This is a genomic window from Pseudarthrobacter sp. TE9888, from assembly GCF_056279345.1.
The window spans coordinates 1,333,703-1,352,548 of record NZ_JBWBRD010000002.1; the positions used below are offsets into that span (position 1 = coordinate 1,333,703).

Annotated in this window: 20 protein-coding genes; 11 read left to right on the forward strand and 9 right to left on the reverse strand. The window is 65.6% G+C overall.

Going from position 1 to position 18,846, the window contains the following annotated elements; genetic code table 11:
- Positions 1–67: 67 nt before the first annotated feature.
- Together ACZ9J7_RS06790 and ACZ9J7_RS06795 are read left to right on the forward strand one after the other, a co-directional pair.
- Complete coding sequence (locus tag ACZ9J7_RS06790; RefSeq protein WP_476208097.1) at positions 68–832, forward strand: class F sortase; 765 nt, start codon at positions 68–70, stop codon at positions 830–832.
- A 79-nt stretch (positions 833–911) separates the two neighbouring features.
- Positions 912–1,430, forward strand: a complete 519-nt coding sequence (locus ACZ9J7_RS06795) for a universal stress protein (RefSeq protein WP_476208099.1) — start codon at positions 912–914, stop codon at positions 1,428–1,430.
- Positions 1,431–1,463: 33 nt separating this feature from the next.
- Here the strand turns inward: ACZ9J7_RS06795 and ACZ9J7_RS06800 are convergent, their stop codons facing one another.
- Positions 1,464–2,663 carry an IS110 family RNA-guided transposase gene (locus ACZ9J7_RS06800; RefSeq protein ID WP_476206826.1) on the reverse strand — a complete coding sequence of 400 codons (1,200 nt, stop codon included), beginning with the start codon at positions 2,661–2,663 and terminating at the stop codon, positions 1,464–1,466.
- 505 nt (positions 2,664–3,168) lie between these two features.
- Here ACZ9J7_RS06800 and ACZ9J7_RS06805 point away from each other — a divergent pair.
- Genes ACZ9J7_RS06805 through ACZ9J7_RS06815 form a run of 3 tightly spaced genes read left to right on the forward strand, consistent with a single transcriptional unit; the run spans position 3,169 to position 6,121 of the window.
- Entirely contained in the window at positions 3,169–3,528 is a 360-nt protein-coding gene (locus ACZ9J7_RS06805) for a metal-sensitive transcriptional regulator (protein WP_476208100.1), read from the forward strand.
- A gap of 48 nt (positions 3,529–3,576) precedes the next feature.
- Entirely contained in the window at positions 3,577–3,816 is a 240-nt protein-coding gene (locus ACZ9J7_RS06810) for a heavy-metal-associated domain-containing protein (protein ID WP_476208102.1), read from the forward strand.
- Between the two features lie 28 nt (positions 3,817–3,844).
- Positions 3,845–6,121 carry a heavy metal translocating P-type ATPase gene (locus tag ACZ9J7_RS06815; protein ID WP_476208104.1) on the forward strand — a complete coding sequence of 759 codons (2,277 nt, stop codon included), beginning with the start codon at positions 3,845–3,847 and terminating at the stop codon, positions 6,119–6,121.
- Positions 6,122–6,143: 22 nt separating this feature from the next.
- Here the strand turns inward: ACZ9J7_RS06815 and ACZ9J7_RS06820 are convergent, their stop codons facing one another.
- Positions 6,144–6,416, reverse strand: a complete 273-nt coding sequence (locus tag ACZ9J7_RS06820) for a DUF2277 domain-containing protein (protein ID WP_387562255.1) — start codon at positions 6,414–6,416, stop codon at positions 6,144–6,146.
- Between the two features lie 211 nt (positions 6,417–6,627).
- Between ACZ9J7_RS06820 and ACZ9J7_RS06825 the strand changes: the two genes are divergently transcribed.
- A complete protein-coding gene (locus tag ACZ9J7_RS06825; RefSeq protein WP_110545130.1) occupies positions 6,628–6,891 on the forward strand; it encodes a WXG100 family type VII secretion target in 264 nt (87 codons plus the stop codon).
- 71 nt (positions 6,892–6,962) lie between these two features.
- Here the strand turns inward: ACZ9J7_RS06825 and ACZ9J7_RS06830 are convergent, their stop codons facing one another.
- Complete coding sequence (locus ACZ9J7_RS06830; RefSeq protein WP_476208108.1) at positions 6,963–7,997, reverse strand: EamA family transporter; 1,035 nt, start codon at positions 7,995–7,997, stop codon at positions 6,963–6,965.
- Positions 7,998–8,068: 71 nt separating this feature from the next.
- On the opposite strand from ACZ9J7_RS06830, the gene ACZ9J7_RS06835 reads away from it, so the two are divergent.
- Complete coding sequence (locus tag ACZ9J7_RS06835) at positions 8,069–8,614, forward strand: CGNR zinc finger domain-containing protein (RefSeq protein ID WP_476208109.1); 546 nt, start codon at positions 8,069–8,071, stop codon at positions 8,612–8,614.
- Between the two features lie 39 nt (positions 8,615–8,653).
- On the opposite strand, the gene ACZ9J7_RS06840 is transcribed toward ACZ9J7_RS06835, so the two are convergent.
- From ACZ9J7_RS06840 to ACZ9J7_RS06850, 3 genes are all read right to left on the reverse strand, one after another.
- Positions 8,654–9,010, reverse strand: coding sequence for a hypothetical protein (locus ACZ9J7_RS06840; RefSeq protein ID WP_476208111.1), 357 nt, complete (start codon positions 9,008–9,010; stop codon positions 8,654–8,656).
- 99 nt (positions 9,011–9,109) lie between these two features.
- Positions 9,110–9,700, reverse strand: a complete 591-nt coding sequence (locus ACZ9J7_RS06845; RefSeq protein WP_476208113.1) for a hypothetical protein — start codon at positions 9,698–9,700, stop codon at positions 9,110–9,112.
- Positions 9,701–9,768: 68 nt separating this feature from the next.
- Positions 9,769–11,121, reverse strand: a complete 1,353-nt coding sequence (locus tag ACZ9J7_RS06850; RefSeq protein WP_476208115.1) for an MATE family efflux transporter — start codon at positions 11,119–11,121, stop codon at positions 9,769–9,771.
- 109 nt (positions 11,122–11,230) lie between these two features.
- Between ACZ9J7_RS06850 and ACZ9J7_RS06855 the strand changes: the two genes are divergently transcribed.
- Both ACZ9J7_RS06855 and ACZ9J7_RS06860 read left to right on the forward strand, forming a co-directional pair.
- Positions 11,231–11,668 (forward strand): DoxX family protein, encoded by a 438-nt coding sequence (locus ACZ9J7_RS06855; RefSeq protein WP_476208116.1) that lies wholly within the window; start codon positions 11,231–11,233, stop codon positions 11,666–11,668.
- 127 nt (positions 11,669–11,795) lie between these two features.
- Positions 11,796–12,812, forward strand: coding sequence for an acyl-CoA thioesterase (locus tag ACZ9J7_RS06860; RefSeq protein WP_476208117.1), 1,017 nt, complete (start codon positions 11,796–11,798; stop codon positions 12,810–12,812).
- Here the strand turns inward: ACZ9J7_RS06860 and dnaB are convergent.
- Positions 12,809–14,191 carry a replicative DNA helicase gene (dnaB, locus tag ACZ9J7_RS06865; protein WP_476208119.1) on the reverse strand — a complete coding sequence of 461 codons (1,383 nt, stop codon included), beginning with the start codon at positions 14,189–14,191 and terminating at the stop codon, positions 12,809–12,811. The two genes, ACZ9J7_RS06860 and dnaB, sit on opposite strands and share 4 nt — an antisense overlap.
- 644 nt (positions 14,192–14,835) lie before the next feature.
- Here dnaB and ACZ9J7_RS06870 point away from each other — a divergent pair.
- Together ACZ9J7_RS06870 and ACZ9J7_RS06875 are read left to right on the forward strand one after the other, a co-directional pair.
- Entirely contained in the window at positions 14,836–15,153 is a 318-nt protein-coding gene (locus ACZ9J7_RS06870; RefSeq protein WP_476208121.1) for a hypothetical protein, read from the forward strand.
- 2 nt (positions 15,154–15,155) lie between these two features.
- Positions 15,156–15,722, forward strand: coding sequence for a hypothetical protein (locus ACZ9J7_RS06875; protein ID WP_476211810.1), 567 nt, complete (start codon positions 15,156–15,158; stop codon positions 15,720–15,722).
- A gap of 81 nt (positions 15,723–15,803) precedes the next feature.
- Here ACZ9J7_RS06875 and ACZ9J7_RS06880 read toward each other — a convergent pair whose 3' ends face one another.
- Positions 15,804–18,050, reverse strand: coding sequence for a CBM96 family carbohydrate-binding protein (locus tag ACZ9J7_RS06880; protein ID WP_476208122.1), 2,247 nt, complete (start codon positions 18,048–18,050; stop codon positions 15,804–15,806).
- Positions 18,051–18,206: 156 nt separating this feature from the next.
- On the reverse strand, positions 18,207–18,833 hold the full coding sequence (locus ACZ9J7_RS06885) for an FMN reductase (protein ID WP_476211811.1): 627 nt from the start codon (positions 18,831–18,833) through the stop codon (positions 18,207–18,209).
- Positions 18,834–18,846: the final 13 nt, after the last annotated feature.

Below are 18,846 nucleotides of genomic sequence, written 5' to 3' on the forward strand. Positions count from 1 at the left end.
AGGCGCCCTGCCAGTGCCCGGCAGGGCGCCTTCCTTCCTTTCCACCGACCACCCGTGAGGAAGTGTCATGCCACAGGACCGACGCCGGCACGCAGCGCCCGGGCGACGCATCGCCACTTGGCAGCGGTGGAACAGGGGCGATCTGGCCATCCTTTGCTGCGGCGTCCTCACCTTCCTGTCGTTTACGGCGGGCGCACCCCTCTTCCATGAGGCACCCGAGCTGACGGTCCCCGGCATCTCCACTTCGGCTCCCGGTGTCCGCGCCGCCGCTGCGCCTGCCGGGGCAGCGGCCCCGATGGCGGAGACCGGCATGCCGCAGGCAACCGCAACCGCGACGGCCCAGCCCCAGCCAGTGGTGACCCCAGCGCCGGAAGCACCCGTCCTGCCGCCGGCTGCCCAGCCGATCCACATTCGTTACCCGGCCGCCGCCTTCGACGTGCCCCTCCATCCGCTGGACCTGGACGGCGAAGCCCAATCCAGCCGCACCATCGAGCCACCCGCCACCAAGGACGGCTACTGGCTTTCGGCCTTCGGCACTCCAGGCCAGGGATCCGGCAACACCACATACGTCATAGGCCACAGCTGGGAAGGCGCGGATGCCCCCTTCAACCATTTGAGCTCCGCGGCCGCCGTTGGTGACCGGTTTGATGTTGAGACTGCGGCCGGAACCATCAGCTACCACGTGGACAGCGTTACCACCTACGTGAAGTCCGGCCTCAAGGACAGCCCCGTCTGGGAAATGGTGCCCAACCGCCTGGTCCTTATCAGCTGCTTTACCGAGGACCCGTGGGGCAAGAACGTCGTGGTCACCGCTTCCCCGGCTGCCCCCTAGCACCCGGCCAGGCAAACCCGGCAGATCCGGGGCCAACGTACCTGTTCACACCGGCTTCGGTTGCCGGACAATGGGCAGCATGACGTGGGAACACTTCGACGGGGCTCCCCTGCTGGTGGGCATCGTGCCGAAACAGCACCCGGAGGTCATCCAGACCGCGGCCGTCCTCGCTGCCCGGCTGGCGGCACCCCTGGTCTGCGCGTACGTGGATGAAGCCAGCTACCTCGTGGAATGGGATCCGGCCCGCTCCGCCCATCGCCTGTCCCGGCACCCGGATGCAAATGCGGACGACGACATGCTGGTACTGACTGCGGAGCTGAAAGCACAGGTCCAGTCCACCCTCGACGAACTGCCGGCGGGTGGCGGACCGCCCGAATGGTCCTTCCGCACCCTCACCGGTGATCCTGCCCGCGCCCTAGGGCAACTGGCCGCCGAAATGGACGCGCCCCTGATCATTGTGGGGACTTCGGAACGGGGATTTACCCATCGCCTCTCGGAAGCCCTCAACGGCTCCGTGGGAACCTGGCTCAGCCACCACCAAAGCCGGCCCGTGCTGGTGGTTCCCTACCGGATGCCCGCGCATGAGGACCGGCCATGAGTCGTGCGATGGGGGGTGTCCCTATGCTTTTGGTCAAGCGGCCAGGGCGGGTTTTTCCTCGTAGAAGGTGCCGTGTTTGAGCATTGCGTAGATGACGTCGCAGCGCCGGCGGGCCAGGCAGATGACGGCGGCGTTGTGCTTCTTCCCCTGTGCCCGTTTCTTTTGGTAGTAGGCCTTCGATGCGGGGTGGTGGCAGCTGGCGATCCAGGCGGATCTGAAGAGGGCGTTCTTGAGTTGTTTGTTCCCTGATCGTGCGGGGAATTCACCGCGTATCGAGGTGCCGGAGCGTCGTGTGACAGGGGCGATGCCTGCGTAGGCGGCGAGGTGCCCGGGAGAGGTGAAGGTGCCGGCATCGCCGATGGTCAGGAGTATCGTCGCTGCGGTCTTGATGCCGACTCCCGGCATGGACATCAAGACCTGGGAAAGAGGGAAGTCATCGAGGAGCTTGTCGACTTCTTCGGCCACGATGGCTCGCTGGTGTTTGAGTTCCTTGATCTGGGCGGCGACGCGGGGGATGACCAATTCGACGGCTTCGGTGCCGATCACGGTGACCGTCTGCTCGCCCAGTGCCGTGAAGACGGCGTCAACCAGGTTCACCGGGTCCTTGCGGCTGTGGTTCCTGGCCCAGCGCAACACGTTGGATCGCCCCGCGGCCCGCAGGCCGGTCGGTCCGGCATATTTGATGAACAGCTCCAGGACCAGGGACCGGGTCAGCACTGTCCCCGGGAAGACTCGCTCCAGGGCGGGGAAAATCTGCAGCAACAGCGACCGCAGCCGGTTGATCGCCCTGGTGCACTCATGGGTCAGGTCCGCGTCGAATCCGGAGAGCACCTTTAGGGCCGCGAGCACCTCGCTGTCGCGGTCAACGGCCCGCAGCGTGTGCGGCATCGCACGTGCAGTCTCGGCGATGATGAACGCATCACGTGCATCCGTCTTGGACTTTCCCGGATACAGGTCAGCGGCTTTACGCATCGCCAGGCCGGGCAGGTAAGCAACAGTGCAGCCGCAGTCTCTGGCCACGGCTATCGGAAGAGCGCCGATGGTGTTGGGCTGGTCGACGATCACGAGCACGCGGCCGTGCTGCTGTAGCCCGGTGAACAGCTCGCGCAGCCGCGCCTCATCCTGAGGCAGGGGCCTGTCGAAGACCCGTTCGCCAGCTGCGTTCAATGCCGCGGCGTGGTGCTCGGATTTGCCCACATCAAGCCCGCAGAAAATCTCGTATCGTTCGTCCATCCGGCGCTCCTTTGCACCACTTATGGCCGCAGTCACGACACCCGATGCTGGCACCCACGTTACAAAGAGACCTGGCCCCATCGGAAGGAGCCGGCCGTGTCCCTATCAGCAGTCAACGCGTGCCTCCGAACCCGGCGACAACACCCCCCGGATCATCAAAGACAGGGCAAGAAAGTCATACCGGATCCAGCGACCAAATCCCCGACCCTCGGGGACCCAATAAATGTAACGGGCAAAACGCACTCCTTTAGGGTCCGGCTAAGTAAAGCGAAAGTAGTTATTCAGGGTGCTGGCGCCGTGCCGTACCAGCCAGTAAGCTGATTCAAGCAAGGCCGATCCACCCAGGTGGAAGCAGGAATTGCCCAAAATCTGCTCCGGAGTGCGTATCCCCCAATAACGCACTCCGGAGCTTTTTTGTGCCTTGGCGGTTTGGGATATTGGCCCGCCAGCACATACCCCCAGGGGGTACTTGCGCCTATACCCCTAAGGGGTATAGGTTGACTGCATGAACGCTATCGAAGACGTTGTCGCGGCCGCTGAACGGCCCGCCTCCGAGGATGGCACTCCCCCCGAGCACGGATATACGGGAAACAAGGATGCCTACCTCCGCCGCCTGAAGCGCATCGAAGGCCAGGTGCGGGGCATAGCCCGGATGGTGGATGAGGACAAATACTGCATCGACATCCTGACCCAGGTTGCCGCCGTCACCAAGGCCCTGCACGCCGTCAGCCTCGGACTGGTGGAGGAACACATCGGCCACTGCGTGGTCGGGGCAGCTTCCGAACCGGATCCCGACGTTCGCGCAGAAGCCATAGATGCCAAGGTCAAGGAAGCTGCCGACGCCATCGGCCGGTTGCTTCGCTGACACCACCATCACAACCCGGCCACCGCCGGCCCTACGCAGGAGCAAGCCATGAGCACTACCGCCCCCACCACCACGACCGTCAGCGTTTCCGGCATGACCTGCGGGCACTGCGTGTCGGCCGTCAGCGAAGAACTCGAAGCCCTTGAAGGCGTTGAAGCCGTGAACGTGGACCTGAATGCAGGCGGCATTTCCACCGTGACCATCACCTCCGGCAAGGAACTGTCTCCAGCGGAAATCGGCGAAGCCGTAGCCGAGGCAGGCTACCTGGTGGTTGCCAACGAAGCCTGATAACCCTCCCAAGACCGGAAAGCTGACCATGAGCCACCAGGAACTGCTCCACCCACCGGGCACCCGAGTCGTCGAACTCGACATCGAAGGGATGACCTGCGCGTCCTGCGTCAACCGGGTGGAAAAGAAACTCGGCAAACTCGACGGAGTGGCCGCAACGGTTAACCTGCCGCTGGAATCCGCGTACGTCACGGTCCCGGCAGGCATCACCGACGAGCAACTGGTGGAGACTGTCAACGCGGCCGGCTACCAGGCGAAGGTGCGCCAGCAGCGGCCGACGGGCGGCGAAAGTACGGCCACTGAACCTGCCGCCATTCCCGCCGCCGAGCTCCGCCCGCGGCTCATCCTGGCAGCCGTCCTGACCGTCCCGGCATTCCTTGTCAGCATGGTCCCGGCGTTCCAGTTCCCCAACTGGGGGTGGGTGGCCGCGGTGCTGTCGCTTCCAGTGGTTACCTGGGCGGCGTGGCCCTTCCACCGCGCGGCGGCCATCAACGCAAGGCACCTGGCGTCCACCATGGACACCCTGGTATCGCTTGGGGTGGCGGCCGCCTACCTGTTTTCGGCGTGGCAGCTGCTGGCGGACCCACGGATGACCGAACACCCGGGCATGGAGGGCATGACGGGCGGCCTGTACTTCGAGGTGGCCTCCGTCGTCACCACCTTCCTGCTCCTGGGCCGGTACCTGGAGGCCAATGCCAAGCAGAAGGCCGGTGATGCCCTTAAGGCCCTGCTGAACCTGGGCGCCAAGGATGCCACGGTCCTGCGCAACGGCACTGAGGAGAAGATTTCCGCCGACCTGCTCCAGGTGGGCGACCTCCTGGTGGTCCGGCCGGGAGAGAAGATTGCCACTGACGGCGTGGTGGTCGACGGCGCCTCGGCCGTTGACGCGTCCCTGGTCACGGGTGAATCAGTCCCCGTCGAGGTTGGCCCCGACAGCTGTGTCACGGGTGCCACCATCAACACGTCCGGCCGCCTGCTGGTCAAGGCTACCCGGGTGGGCTCTGAGACCACCCTTGCCCAGATGGCCCGGCTGGTGTCGCAGGCCCAGACCGGGAAGGCGCCCATCGCGCGGCTCGCGGACCGGATCAGCAGCGTCTTCGTGCCGGTAGTCCTTGCGCTGGCGGTGCTGACCTTCGTACTCTGGCTCCTCTTCGCCGGGCCCGCCGCGGACGGGGACCACCTGCGGCGGGCATTCACCGCCGCCGTCGCCGTCCTGGTCATTGCCTGCCCCTGCGCACTGGGCCTGGCCACGCCCGTGGGCCTGCTGACCGGCTCAGGCCGGGGCGCCCAGCTGGGCATCCTGATCAAGGGCCCGCAGGTCCTTGAGGACACCCGCACCGTGGACACCATCCTCCTGGACAAGACGGGCACGGTCACCACTGGCGTCCTGGCCGTGGACGCCACGGCAGCGTTCCCCGGCTCCCAGGACCATGAAGTCCTTCGGCTTGCCGGCGCCGTCGAGGCCGCCTCCGAGCACCCGGTGGCCCGCGCCATCGCAGCAGCTGCCGCGGCCCCGTCCACAGACACCACGGACGACGCCGGCACGTTGCCATCCGTGCTGGGGTTCCGTTCCGCTCCGGGCGGCGGAGTGTCCGGAACCGTGGAGGGCCGGTCCGTTCTGGCCGGGCGGAGCGGCTGGCTGGAGCAGAACGGGATCACCCTGGACGCCGGCCAGCAGGCGACGCTCGCAGCTGCTGAACAGGGCGGGGCAACGGCCATCTGCGTCGCCGTGGACGGGAATGCCGCCGGAATCATCAGTCTCCGGGACACGGTCAAGGAAGGTTCCGCGGCCGCCGTCGGCCGGTTGAAGGCATTGGGCCTGCGGCCTATCCTGCTGACCGGGGACAACGCCGCTGTGGCCGCCCGGGTGGCTGCCGCCGTCGGGATTGCTCCGGAGGATGTCTACGCCGGCGTCCTGCCCGAAGGAAAAGTCGAGGCAGTGCGCAAGCTGCAGGCCGGCGGTGCCACGGTGGCCATGGCCGGCGACGGCGTCAACGACGCTGCTGCGCTGGCGCAGGCCGACCTGGGAATTGCGATGGGGTCGGGTACGGATGTGGCCATTGAGGCCGCGGACCTGACCGTGATGGGCAACGACCTGGCCCAGGTGGCGCAGGCCATTGAGCTGTCCAGGAAGACCCTGGGCACCATCAAGACCAACCTGTTCTGGGCGTTTTTCTATAACGCGGTGGGTATCCCGGTGGCCGCACTGGGGCTGCTCAACCCGATGATCGCCGGCGCGGCGATGGCTGCCAGCTCGGTCCTGGTGGTGGCCAACTCGCTGCGGCTGCGCAGCTTCGGCAAGTAGCCGCGGCGGTTACACCGCGGGATCAGGCCGCACCGTACCGCACTGCGGCACGGGCCTTGGCCTTGGCCGCTTCAGCGTCCCTGTCCTTGGGCGGCGCCTGCGTTACCAGGGACTCCAGCAGGTGCTGGGTGATGTGGGCGATCTCATGGACGGCGTCGTCAAAGGCCTCTTGATTGGCCTTTGACGGCTTGGTGCTGCCGCTGATCTTGCGGACGTACTGCAGCGCTGCGGCGTGGACTTCCTCGGACGTGGCATGCGGCTCGAAGTTATGAAGGGTTCGGATATTCCGGCACATAACGCCATGCTAGGCTCTTCCAACGCCTGGGATCGACCCCTTTTCATGGTCTTCACCCGGCGTCCATGGGGAGCCCGGCATGGGCAGGGCTGCCCATCGACACTGTTTGGGGGCCGGGATAGGTTTTAGGCAATGGATCTTCCGGATGAGCCGGGGGGCCGCTGGGGATGCCGATCTGGTTCGGATCCACACACCTAACAAGGAGAAACTGATGGCTATTTGGGGTGCAGACGTTGAGCAGCTTCGCCAGCTCGGCAGCAAGCTTCAGGCAGGTGCGTCCGAGATCGAGACGCAGAAGTCCACTCTCACGAAGGTTCTGAGCAGCACCAACTGGGAAGGTCCGGACGCCACCAAGTTCCGCAACGAATGGTCCGGTACCCACACCGCGATGCTGACCAAGGTTGCCGAGGCACTGAAGGAAGCCGGCTCGCAGGCCAAGCGCAACGCCGAAGAGCAGAGCCAGGCCTCCCACTAGGCTTTACCGCCACCTGGCGGGGGCAGGGACACCAGTCGGTGTCCCTGCCCTTTTTTGTGGTGGCACGCGCTCTAGGGGACGGGCTCGACGTCGTTCGCGTGCTCCAGCGGCGACCCCTGGACATTCATCCCCGTTCCGTCGCCGGAGGCAGCGGCGCGAAGCTCGTCAAGCCGGACCAGGATGACCCCGCCGACAATCAGGACTCCGCCGAGGAGCTGGATGGCGCCGGGGAGTTCCCCAAGCAGCAGCCACGCCCACAGGACGGCAAACAGGACCTCGGTGAGCGACACGAAGGATGCGACCTTTGAGCCGAGCGCCCTAGCGGCCATGATGCCCGACGTGTAGGCAAGTACCGTGGCCAGAACCACCAGCCCGGCAAGGGAGACCCACCACGGGGTGGTCCAGGGTCCAAGGGTGGTGTCCGCGGCGCTGAAGGCCATGGGCAGCAGGCCGGTGGCCGCGGCGAGCCACATCACGGCAGCGCCAGTCATCAGTCCCCCTGACGCCAGCACGATGGGAGGGAGGGTGTCGTTTTCCTTGGCGGTGATGAAGAAGTAGATGGCCAGGCACACGGCCGCCGCCATCCCCCAAAGAACCCCCACCAGATCCACCTTGACGGCTCCCGTGAGGTCAAGGACCAGCACCAGCCCGGCCAGGGACAGCAGCGTCCCGCCGGAGGTCAGCAGCCGGGGGCGCCGGCGGCTCGCGGCCCAGAGCCACAGGACGATGATCACCGGGGCCAAGTACTCCAGCAGGAGTGCCACGCCCACGGACAGCCGTGCCACGGCATTGAAGTAGAACAACTGGCAGGCCGCCACGCCAATGAGCCCGAACAGCACGATCGTGAGCCAATTGTCCCTCAGCTGATGCCACCGGCCCCTGAGCGCGAATATGGCCGGCAGCGCAAGGATCAGGGCCGCACCCGTCAGGCGGGCGGTGACGGCAGCTCCCGGCGACCAGCCGGTCTCCAGCAATGACTTGGCAAAGGATCCGGACAGGCCGAAGACCGCGGAGGAGAAGAGCGCAATCCCCAGCCCGGATGCCAGGAAGCCGCGGCGCCCGGCGGGCACTTCCGTGGTGGGAAGGTGGTTTTTGGCGGCAGGCACCGTCGCCTCCTGTCAGGAGTAAAGTGGGGTAATGCTCATGACATTACGCCCGGGCACTGTAAGGAGTCAACATGGTTTTCGCCCCTGACACGGAAGTGGCGCTGCGCACGGTGGTGAACCTCATCAACACGTCTGCCAATGGCAGGGAGGGACTGGCCACCATCGAGGACCTCGACGCCTTCCTGGCCGCCGAGGGGTTTTCGGGGGGCCGGAGCCGGGATGAGGCGGAACTGGAAAGCGTGCGGGAGCTGCGCCGTGAACTAACGGGCGTGTGGACGGCGGATGAGGACGCGGCCGTTGGCACCGTCAACCGGCTGCTGCGGGATGCGAATGCGCTGCCCCAGCTGATGAAGCACGACGGTTGGGACTGGCACCTTCACGCCACGGCACCGGATGCTCCCCTGGCGGACCGGATGAGCACCGAGGCTGCCATGGCCCTCGCGGACGTGATCCGCGGCAAGGAAATGGACCGGATGCGCACCTGCGAATCAGAGGACTGCGATGCCGCCGTGCTGGACCTGAGCCGAAACCGGTCCAAGCGGTATTGCGATACCGGAAACTGCGCCAACCGGGCCCATGTGGCCGCCTATCGGGCCAGGCAGGCGGCGGCGAATTAGCGCCTCGGAGTGCCTGTTGGCTTGGGCGCTCGTGTGCCGCTAGCGCTGTGGCGTGCCGTCGGTGCTGTCGCCTGATGCCGGCGGGGTCTGGCTGCCGGAACCTCCGTGGGGGGATGCCTTGGGCGCCGAACTCAGGTTGATGCCCGATCCCTTGCCAAGGTGTTCGGCATTTTCTTTGTAGCTCATGGACAGCATCGCGGCGATGACCAGGGTCACGATGAAGGCGATGCCGGCGGCCGTGAAGGCGAGGTCGAAGCGGGGTGCCCGGGCACTTCCCCCGGAGGCGAAGATCAGCACTGCAACGAAGGCGACGACGGCCCAGAACGCCGAAAACATCAGCGGCCCCTTCACCGAGGTCCGCAGCTTGCGCGGTTTTCCTTGATGCTGGTCAGCCACAGTGGTTCCTCCCTGCAGGCGGCGTACGTCCGCCTGGTTTACGAATTCCGGTGTTGCACCCGGATTTTCTACAGAAAGTAGAAGGGCGCTCCTCCTAGTTTACGGCTTTCCTGCGCCGGTGCGGGCATCGTGCCGCAGGGTCAGGCCGGACAGGACCCACAGGACGCCGGAAATAATGGCGCCTCCCCCGGCCACACCCAGCAGGGCGTGGGCCCCGAGGTTGACGAAGAACGGCAGCAGGACGGCGGTGCCGATCCCGATGATGCCAGACGCAATCCAGTCCCGGGCCAGCACGTGGCGTCCCCTGTGCTGCAGGCCGCAGGCAAGCTCAAGGACACCGGCCACGCCCAGTCCGAGGGCTGCGATGACTGCGAACAAGAGGTCGCTGTGCAGCAGGACCACCGCAAAACCGGCCCCGGCCAGGACGGCGCCGGCGGCGGAAAGCAGCTTGCCGGGGGCGGAATTCTGGGCGAAACCCGCCGCCGGGACACTCCGGAGCGAAAGCACGCCGGTCGCCAAAAGATAGAGGCCGCCTGCCCAGCCCATGACTTCCACGGAAGGCGACGTCCAAAACACCGTCACGGCGCCGAACACGAGGGCAGCAGCCGAGCGCAGCAGGACCGGCTTCCAGAGGTCGTTACGGGGGGCAGTTCCCTGGGCAGCGCCCGCGGGGATGGAAGGTTGCGTCACCGGTCCAGTTTAGTGGGGGCTGCTGGAAGGTCGAACCGGGCGCCGTTAGGCACCTCGCCTGCACTCATTCAGGCGGAGCCCAGCACCATCCAGCGGTCGGACCGGGCCCGCACGCCCAGGGTGAGTGCCCTCGCGGCCATGTATCCCACGCCGAAAGCGGCCCACAGCCATCCCAACCCTGCGGCGCCGCTTGGACCGGAAAGTGCCACCCAGGCCAGCAGCGGCACGTAGATGGCGATGTTCACCAACCCGGCGAGGGCGAGGTAGCGGGCGTCCCCGGCACCGATCAGCACCCCATCGAGCACAAAGACGTAACCGGCGATTGGCTGTCCGGCGGCCAGGACCCACAGCGCAACGGTGAGGACTGACTGCACGCGGGGATCAGTCGTGAACAGGCCCCCCACCCAAGGGGCGACCGCAGCCAGCAGCAGGCCAGTCACTACGCCGAACTCGGCCCCCCACCTGATCATGGTGCCGGTCAGCAGGCGCGCCCTGCCGGCGTTGGAGGCACCGAGTTCCTTGCCGATGAGCGCCTGCGCAGCGATGGCCAGGGCATCCAAAGCGAACGCCAGGAAGGAAAAGATGGTCATGGCCAACTGGTGGGCGGCGAGGTTGACCTCACCCTGGGCCGTTACCACCAGCACCGTGGCCAGAATCGCGGCCCGCAGGCTAAGCGTGCGCAGCATAAGCCAGGAGCCAACGCGCGTCATACTCCGGATGCCCCGCCAGCTGGGAAGCAGGCTGACGCCGTGCCGTACGGCGTTCCGGCGCACCATCACCACGTAGACCCCAGCCATGGCCCACTGGGCAAGGCTGGTGCCGATCGCCGAACCGGTTACCGACAAGCCCAGCCCGTAGACAAGCCACAGGTTCAGCAGGACGTTGGCGCCGAATCCGGCCGTGGCCACTACCAGCGGGGTACGGGTGTCCTGCAGGCCGCGGAGGACTCCGGTGCCGGCGAATATCAGCAGCATGGCCACCAGCCCGGGCATGGACCAGCGGAAATAATCGATGGCGAAGGTGCGGACGCTGCCCTCAGCGCCCAGGAGGTCGATCAGTGGTTCGGCCGAGGCGAAGCCGGCGGCAGCGAGCAGCACGCCCAGGAGGGTGGCCAGCCACACGCCGTCGCGCCCCGCCGCCAGGGCCTTGCCGAGCTGTCCGTCGCCGATCGCCCGGGCCACGGCCGGCGTCGTCGAGTAGGCCAGGAAGACCATGAGCCCCACGGCGGTCTGGAGCACCGCAGATGCCAGCCCCACGCCTGCGAGCTGGGCGACACCAAGGTGCCCCACAATCGCCGAGTCGGCCAGCAGGAACAGCGGTTCAGCCACCAGCGCCCCGAATGCGGGGATGGCGAGGCGGAGAATGTCACGGGCAGGCCCGCGGCTGCCGAAGACGGCGGCGAGGGCAGGTTGTTGGGGCACGTTGCCAGCCTATCCGGGCCGTACGCGGGATCCTTGGGGGGCATGACAATGACCACAAGTATGACTCATTAGTTGACACTTCAACTATCTATCCGGAACAGTGGTGTCCATGAACAAGTCAGCACTGACCACCACTGCCCTCGCCGCCCTCCGCATCATCCTCGGCTTCCTCTTCGCAGCCCACGGCTGGCAGAAGTTCAATGAATGGACCATCGCGGGCACCCAGGCCTCCTTCGCCAAGATGGGCGTTCCGGCCGCCGACGTCATGGCCCCCGCGATCGCCGTCCTCGAACTGGCAGGCGGCATTGCCCTGATCCTGGGAATCCTGACACGGGTCGTGGCCGCCCTGCTGGTGGTGGACATGCTTGGCGCCCTGTTCCTGGTCCATGCCCCCGCCGGTGTCTTCGCGGCAAACGGAGGCTACGAACTCGTCCTCCTGCTGGCAGCGGCATCCTTCGCCCTGGCCCTTACCGGAGCAGGCCGGCTGTCCGTGGACCGCGCCCTCTTCGGCCGCCGTCCGGAATCACGGCTGGCAGTCCTCGCGTAGCCCCCTCCCCACGCCACGAACGGCGGCAGGCCACCCAAGGTGCCTGCCGCCGTCGGATTTTAAGCTGCGCATCCAATTGTTGCAGCGCCAACCTGCCGGTAACCGGGGCCGCCAGTAGGATCGCAGCATGACTGAGACCGGCCGTCCCAACTCCGTAACCCTCCGCTTCCTGGCCGCCCCCACCGACGTGGGCCACAGCGGCTCGGTGGATGCCGGCACAGTACTCGAGTGGGTGGACAAGGCCGCCTACGCCGCCGCGGTGGGGTGGGCCAAGTCCTACTGCGTGACCGCCTACGTGGGAAACATCCATTTCGCCGACCCCGTCAACAGCGGCGACATGGTGGAAGTCGAGGCCACCATCGTCTACACCGGCCGCTCCTCCATGCACATCCACACCGTGGTCTCCTCCGGGGATCCCAAAGGCGGCCCGGCCACGATGCGCAGCCAGTGCATGGTGATCTTCGTGGCCGTCGGCGAGGACGGCAAACCCATCCCGGTGCAGCAGTTCGAACCTTCCACCCCCGCCGAAATCGAGCAGCGGGACCACGCCCTGGCCAGGATCAAGGTCCGGGAAGAGATCGTCGAAGCCATGAACCGGCAGGAATATACCGACTCCGGCACGGCCGAACGCGTGACGCTGCGGTTCATGGCCGCCCCCACCGACGTGAACTGGGGCGGAAAGGTCCACGGCGGCATTGTCATGAAATGGATCGACGAAGCAGCCTACGTCTGCGCTTCCCGCTACTGCGGCAGGGACACCGTGGCGGTCTTCTCCGGCGGCGTGCGCTTCTACCGGCCCCTGCTGATCGGCCACGTGGTGGAAGTGGAGGCCCGCCTGGTCTACACCGGGACCAAGGGCATGCACATCGCGGTCCACGTCCGCTCCGGAGACCCCAAAGGCCGGGAGCTGAACCTCACCACCTACTGCCTCACCGTCATGGTCGCGCGCGACGACGAAGGAAACTCAGTGCCCGTCCCGGCGTGGGTGCCGATCAGCGAGGAAGACAAGCGGCTCCACGCCCACGCCCGCGAGCTCCTGGAAATCCGGGGTACGGCGCCCGGAAACCGCCTGCCGAACCACCTGCTCGCCGCAGCAGGCCATGCCGGCACAGCTTCGTCCAGAGCCGGCGAAGAGGGCTCCTAGAAGCCGCCGCCGCCAGCGTCGCCCGCCATGTTGGCGAAGCGGGAGTAGTGGCCCTGGAAGGCGACCACAATGTCCTTGGTGGGGCCGTTACGGTGCTTGGCCACCAGGATGTCCGCCTCCCCGGCGCGGGGTGATTCCTTGTCATAGACATCTTCGCGGTGGAGCAGGATCACCATGTCGGCGTCCTGCTCGATGGACCCGGACTCGCGGAGGTCCGAGACCATGGGGCGCTTGTCCTGGCGCTGTTCCGATCCACGGTTCAGCTGGGACAGGGCAATGACGGGAACCTGGAGTTCCTTGGCGAGGAGCTTCAGCGCTCGGGAGAACTCGGAAACTTCCTGCTGGCGGGATTCCACCTTCTTGCCCGAGCTCATTAGCTGCAGGTAGTCGAGGATCACCAGCTTGAGGTCGTGCTGCTGCTTAAGGCGGCGGCACTTGGCCCGGATTTCCATGAGGGACATGTTGGGGCTGTCGTCAATAAACAAGGGGGCATCGTTCATGCGGCCCATGGTGGTGGCGATCTTGGACCACTGTTCGTCCTTGATGGTTCCCTTGCGGAGGTCCTGGAGCCCAATGGTGGCTTCGGCGGACAACAGGCGCATGGCGATCTCGTTCCGGCCCATTTCCAGGGAGAACATCACCGTGGAGAGGTTGTTCTTGATGGCGGCGGACCGGGCGAAGTCCAGGGCGAACGTTGACTTACCAACGGCGGGGCGCGCGGCGATGACGATCATCTGGCCTGGGTGCAGCCCGTGGGTCAGCTCGTCGAGTTCGTAGAAGCCTGTGGGCACACCAGTCATGCCCTCCCCGCGGTGGCCGGACGCCTCAATTTCGTCCACCGTGGACTCCATGACGTCCTTCAGCACCACGTAATCCTCTGCGGTGCGGCGTTCGGCCACGGCGTAAACCTCCGCCTGGGCCTGGTTGACCAGGTCCTCCACCTCGCCGTCGGAACCGTAGCCCAGCTGGACAATCTTGGTGCCGGCGTTGACCAGGCGGCGAAGCACCGCCCGTTCGGCCACGATCTCGGCGTAATAGCCGGCGTTGGCGGCGGTGGGGACGGTCTGGATGAGCTCGTGGAGGTAGGCAGGGCCGCCGATCCTGTTGATCTCGGCCCGCTTGGTCAGTTCATCGGACACCGTGACGGCGTCCGCGGGCTCGCCGCGCCCATAGAGGTCGATGATGGCCTCATAGATGGTCTCGTGCGCGGGGCGGTAAAAATCCTGGCCGCGGAGGATCTCGACAACATCCGCGATGGCATCCTTGGACAGCATCATTCCGCCCAGGACCGACTGCTCGGCTGCGATGTCCTGCGGCGGCTTCCGGCTCGCGTCCGCTCCACGGGTTGCCTCGACAGGGTCCAGATGCGCGATTGACAAAGCTGCCGTCCTCCATTTGTACCGGGTGTGCAGTCCGGTGATCCATCCTGTTCATGGGCTCCGATATCCGGATCCGCCACCCGTCAAGATCTACCTGCAGGCCCTGACAATCACGTGCCGGAGTTCCGGAATTCAGCTCCGGACCGGAGTTATCCCCAATATCCACAGCTTTTCCACAAAGAGATGTGGATGATGCATGGATGGGGTCCCGGTGACCGGAACAGAGATCCTGTTTCGGCCCCGGAGAACAGGTACCCCGCTACGCTAACCGGCATGGCGCCCGCAGCAAAGCCAGCTTGCCGCTCACCCTGTGGATAACCTGTGCAGTATGCGGCATAGCTTGTGCACAGCCTGTGGGGAAGTCTGTGGATACAAAGTTTTTTTCGCGCAGCACATGCCTTTGACCTGCGGAAAGACTGCCGCCAGCATGTGGAGTAAATATTTCTTCCACGGAATTTCATCCACAGGCACTGAGTGGGATCAGCAGGGATGGAAGGTGCGGAACGGCCTCGGAATCACCGGCACCCCATGTTCGTGGCGCTCCTCATATTCCGGCCCGGGAGTTTGACTGCCACCTCCGCGGCCCTGTATGCGGAACAGTGAATATTGCTGTGGATAAACCTGATCTGGATTAGGCTCTAGGTATGGGCGATCTCCTGCTGGTGCTGTTGCCGGCGATTGTTTTGGTGGCCCTCCTGTGGGGCGTCGCCACCGCGCTGCGGCCGCGTGATCCAGGCTTGTCGGAGGCCGCAAAGTACCAGCGCGAGCTTGCCGAGCGGTCGGCACGCCACTACGCGGCCCAGGTACAGGCGGCCACTGCCGCCCGCGACCGCCTGGCCGCCGCTACCCACCCCAGCCAGAACGCCCAGCAACACAACCAGCAGCAGGAATATATCCGTGCGGCCAGCCAGCAAAACGACCGCACCTGGCAGAGGCCAGGAAGAACAGAGAACGGCACGTGAAAATGGAATCCCTTGTGGTCCCGGTCCTTATCCTGCTCGCAGTCGTTGCCGGGGTCATACTCGCGTACCGTGCCTCCCGCACGCGCAAGGCAACGCGCGGCACAGTCCCCGCCCAGCCGGCTGCAACATCGCAGGAATCGGCACGGGATGCCGCGGGACGCTTGTCCGAGGACCAGCATCGGCGGATCTACGCCCTGATAGCCCAGGGACAGGCCATGGCCGCCATCAAGCTCTACCACGAGGCCACCGGCGAGGGGCTGCGGGCCTCCCGTGACGCCGTCGGCGCCATGGCGGCCCACCCCCAGCCCTACCGGGCCCAGGAGCCGATGCAGGTCCCGGAGGAGGACGACGACGAGCCAGAGCGGTTCCCGTACCGCTACCGGGCGATCGCGAGCAAGGGTGACGTCACCCGGGAAGTAAGCAGCAACATGCTTAACGACGAAATCTACGGCCGGATCCGGACGCTGGCCCGGAGCGGCGAGACGGAGGCGGCAGCCACCGCACTGACACGGCATTCGGATATCTCACTCAAGCAGGCACGGGAGTTCATCGCGCTGCTGGACGACTAGCGGCCCGTCCCGGCGCGTCGGGGCCCGGCCGTCCTGGACGGCCGGGCCCCGACTCTTACGCGAATGGCTAACCCAGGGTGGCTAGCCCAGGGTGAGGACCAACTTAGGTGCTACGGCGCCGCCCGCCTCCCTGGAATTGAGGTCGAGGCCATCACTGCTGGTGGTGTCGAGCCCCAGCGAGAGCTGGCTTCCCAGGTCACCGGCCAATCCGGCAGGCGTGAGCGGGACGCTGTAGCTGGTGTTGGTCGCGGTTGGCCCCAAGGTTCCGATGCTGGTTCCCAGCGCGGGGCGGCTGTTATAGGTCACCCCGGTCTCGGTCCAGCCGTCGTCAGCCACCAGCTTGACGTTCTGCTTGCCGGTCGAGCCGCTCCCGGCACTGACCAGCTGCAATGTGGCACTTTGGATCGTCTTGCCGGCGTAGGGCGTAAGGTCGAACTTCAGGTATGCAACTTCCACCGGACTGTTATCAACCCCCAGCATGGTGGAAGTTCCATAGTTCGTTCCCGCCGCCCCGCTCGACACGTAGGTGTCGGCCGTGGCGGTGAGCGTCACGGTCTGCGCCGTTCCGCCGCCCCCCGAGGCCGGAGCAGTGGTGAATGTCCACGTCCTGTCCGCTGCCAGGGCGTTGCCGGCACTGTCCTTAACCCCGCTGGTTCCGCCCTTGACGGTAGCCGTGTAGACCGTTCCCGCAGCCAGGTCCGCGTTTGGATTCAGCGTTGCCACGTTACTGGCACTGTCATAGGACACAGCGGCCGTTACGGGCGTCGAGGTTCCCGCCTGCAAGGTGAAGCTGCTTGCTGTCACCGTCGAGGCGTTCATTGCTTCGGAAAAGGTCGCAGTCACGTTGGCTGCGGCGGCTACACCGGTGGCACCGGAAGCCGGGGACGTGGCCGTCACTGTCGGTGCCGTCGTATCGGCGCCGGAGCCGCCACCCCCGCTGGGGTCGTAAAAGTGCCAGTACCGGCTGGTGGCATTGACGTCGGCAAGAATCAACAGGCCGCTGTTGGCCGTTCCGCGGCCGGAACTGTTGACGTTCTGCCTGGTGGAGGTCACGTTGTGGACGTACTGGTCGGCGTCGACGATTCGTGGCGTCTTGGTGGTGGTGAAACTGATGGCGTCCAGCGGCGTGGACTTCTCGTAGATCGCGCCACCCGTGCTGGTGCAGACACCTGCGTTCGTCGTTCCACTTGGTTTCGGATAGGTAGCGAAGGTCCGCAGCTTCTGGGTGCTTTCATCAATCAGGACGATCACCCGGTTCGGGCACTCGGACACGGTTGCGATCGTATGGGCCGACCATGTCGATGTCGAGGTATTCAGGGCGAGCAATTGGATCAGCGGCTGGGAAGCCGAAGTGAAGGATGTCTTGATGGCAGCGAAAACCTTGTCGGTTGAAGCGTCCAGCCACTTCAGGTTCATGTGGTCATCACCGCTGCGCTGCCCCTTCACCGCCGCCACCGGGGCGCTCCAGGACGAGTTCGAGGCTCCGTCGGTGTGGTAGCTCCAGTACATGCCATCGCTGGCGTCGCCGAGCTGCCGGCTCCACATGACGCCCAGCTTGTTCCCGCTGTAGGCGATAACGGCCGAGTTGTCGTCCACGGATACATTGCTCAACGACGCGGGGTGCGGGAACGGCGTCCCCCACGTCGCTCCATCCGTCCCGGTAACGTTCAGATAGATACGGTTACCCTGCTGCCACGTGGCCCACACCCGGCCCGTCGAGTCCTTGTCTATGGACAGGGTTTCAATCTTTTGATTGTTGATCTGGGTGGATCCCAGGCTCGTATAGGTCTTTGTGCTGGCGTTGTAGCTGTAGCGGCGCATGGTGGTCGGAAAGTTTGGCTCGGCCGGCAAGCCGTCGTTCACGAAACGGTAGCTGGCGACGTACAGGGTCTTCCCGTCCCACAGCACGTCGTGATGCGTGTTCGACCGGGACTCGGTCACGACGCCGGTGCTTGTCCAGGAACTTGTTGCTGCGTTGAAGCGGAAGATTCGAAAACTGGAACTGCCCGAGTCCCAGAGGTTTCCCCACCAGATGCCGTCGTTGAACCACAGCGAGTTCGTCTGCCGTTTAGTGCCGGTTGGCGTCCCGGTCCCTGAATGGGAGGGCCCCTCTACGCCCACGTCCCCCGTAGCGGCAGAGGCGGCAATCGGCACCACCAGCCCGCCCCCGAGAACGAGGAGCAAGGCAGCCAGCAGGGCCTGCAAGCCCAGTTTCCGCGTTTGGGACGGGTTGGGACCGCCCGGACCGGAGTTCCGTCGCCTGGCAAACCGCCACAGCGTGCCGACATTTCGCGCTGGCTGGCCGGACTTGAATACTGGATGGTCCATCAACGTCACTCCCCGGTGTCGAAAACTCCGCCAATCCCCAGTTTGTTCAGTGTTCGCGGTGGCGGCAGCAAATAACAACCCCGGTGTGCCCCCTAAACCCCAGCCGGATCAGCCCCTAACCGCTGGAATCCCAGCCCGTCAGCAGGCTCCGGTGTTTCAGGCGTTGCCGGAAATACCCGCCAGCAGCTGTTCGAATGGCAGGGACTCCAGCGGGACGTCCTTCCGGCCCGGTTGCGGCCCTTCAAGCAGGCGGGTGAATTCCCCGGCCGCGCGGTCGATCCGGTCCGCGAGGGAGGCCCCACCCTCGTCTGCGGTTCCCCAGTCCTGTGGACCTGCAAAAACTCCGGTGGGCGCCATGCGGGCCCGCAGGTAGCTGAACAGTGGCCGCATTGCGTAGTCCAGGACCATTTGGTGCCGGTCTGTTCCACCGGTCGCGCCCACCAGGACAGCCTTGCCGTCAAGAGACTTGGGATCAAGGACGTCGATAAAGGACTTGAAGAGTCCGCTGTAGGAGGCGCTGAAGACGGGAGTGACGGCAATGATCCCATCGGATGCCTCAACACCCGCAATGACTTCCGCCAACCGCGGCGCTGCATAGCCGGTGACGAAGTTGTTGGCAATATCGACGGCCAGGTCGCGGAGCTCGACGACGTCCACGGCCACCTCATACCCGGCTGCTTCGAGCTGCCGGGTGGCGGCGGCCGAAAGCTGGTCAGCCAGCAGCCTGCTCGACGACGGCACGCCGAGTCCTGCCGAAAGGACGGTGATGCGGCGGGTTTCCATGGCATTCTCCTGG

What these genes read in the sequence shown, in the direction of transcription:
- ACZ9J7_RS06790 (WP_476208097.1), top strand. Translation starts at nt 68, where the DNA reads ATGCCACAGGACCGACGCCGGCACGCAGCGCCCGGGCGACGCATCGCC.
- ACZ9J7_RS06820 (WP_387562255.1), bottom strand. Translation starts at nt 6,416, where the DNA reads ATGTGCCGGAATATCCGAACCCTTCATAACTTCGAGCCGCATGCCACG.
- ACZ9J7_RS06855 (WP_476208116.1), top strand. Translation starts at nt 11,231, where the DNA reads ATGAACAAGTCAGCACTGACCACCACTGCCCTCGCCGCCCTCCGCATC.
- ACZ9J7_RS06875 (WP_476211810.1), top strand. Translation starts at nt 15,156, where the DNA reads ATGGAATCCCTTGTGGTCCCGGTCCTTATCCTGCTCGCAGTCGTTGCC.
- ACZ9J7_RS06810 (WP_476208102.1), top strand. Translation starts at nt 3,577, where the DNA reads ATGAGCACTACCGCCCCCACCACCACGACCGTCAGCGTTTCCGGCATG.
- ACZ9J7_RS06825 (WP_110545130.1), top strand. Translation starts at nt 6,628, where the DNA reads ATGGCTATTTGGGGTGCAGACGTTGAGCAGCTTCGCCAGCTCGGCAGC.
- ACZ9J7_RS06870 (WP_476208121.1), top strand. Translation starts at nt 14,836, where the DNA reads ATGGGCGATCTCCTGCTGGTGCTGTTGCCGGCGATTGTTTTGGTGGCC.
- ACZ9J7_RS06795 (WP_476208099.1), top strand. Translation starts at nt 912, where the DNA reads ATGACGTGGGAACACTTCGACGGGGCTCCCCTGCTGGTGGGCATCGTG.
- ACZ9J7_RS06860 (WP_476208117.1), top strand. Translation starts at nt 11,796, where the DNA reads ATGACTGAGACCGGCCGTCCCAACTCCGTAACCCTCCGCTTCCTGGCC.
- ACZ9J7_RS06880 (WP_476208122.1), bottom strand. Translation starts at nt 18,050, where the DNA reads ATGGACCATCCAGTATTCAAGTCCGGCCAGCCAGCGCGAAATGTCGGC.
- ACZ9J7_RS06885 (WP_476211811.1), bottom strand. Translation starts at nt 18,833, where the DNA reads ATGGAAACCCGCCGCATCACCGTCCTTTCGGCAGGACTCGGCGTGCCG.
- ACZ9J7_RS06815 (WP_476208104.1), top strand. Translation starts at nt 3,845, where the DNA reads ATGAGCCACCAGGAACTGCTCCACCCACCGGGCACCCGAGTCGTCGAA.
- ACZ9J7_RS06800 (WP_476206826.1), bottom strand. Translation starts at nt 2,663, where the DNA reads ATGGACGAACGATACGAGATTTTCTGCGGGCTTGATGTGGGCAAATCC.
- ACZ9J7_RS06835 (WP_476208109.1), top strand. Translation starts at nt 8,069, where the DNA reads ATGGTTTTCGCCCCTGACACGGAAGTGGCGCTGCGCACGGTGGTGAAC.
- ACZ9J7_RS06805 (WP_476208100.1), top strand. Translation starts at nt 3,169, where the DNA reads ATGAACGCTATCGAAGACGTTGTCGCGGCCGCTGAACGGCCCGCCTCC.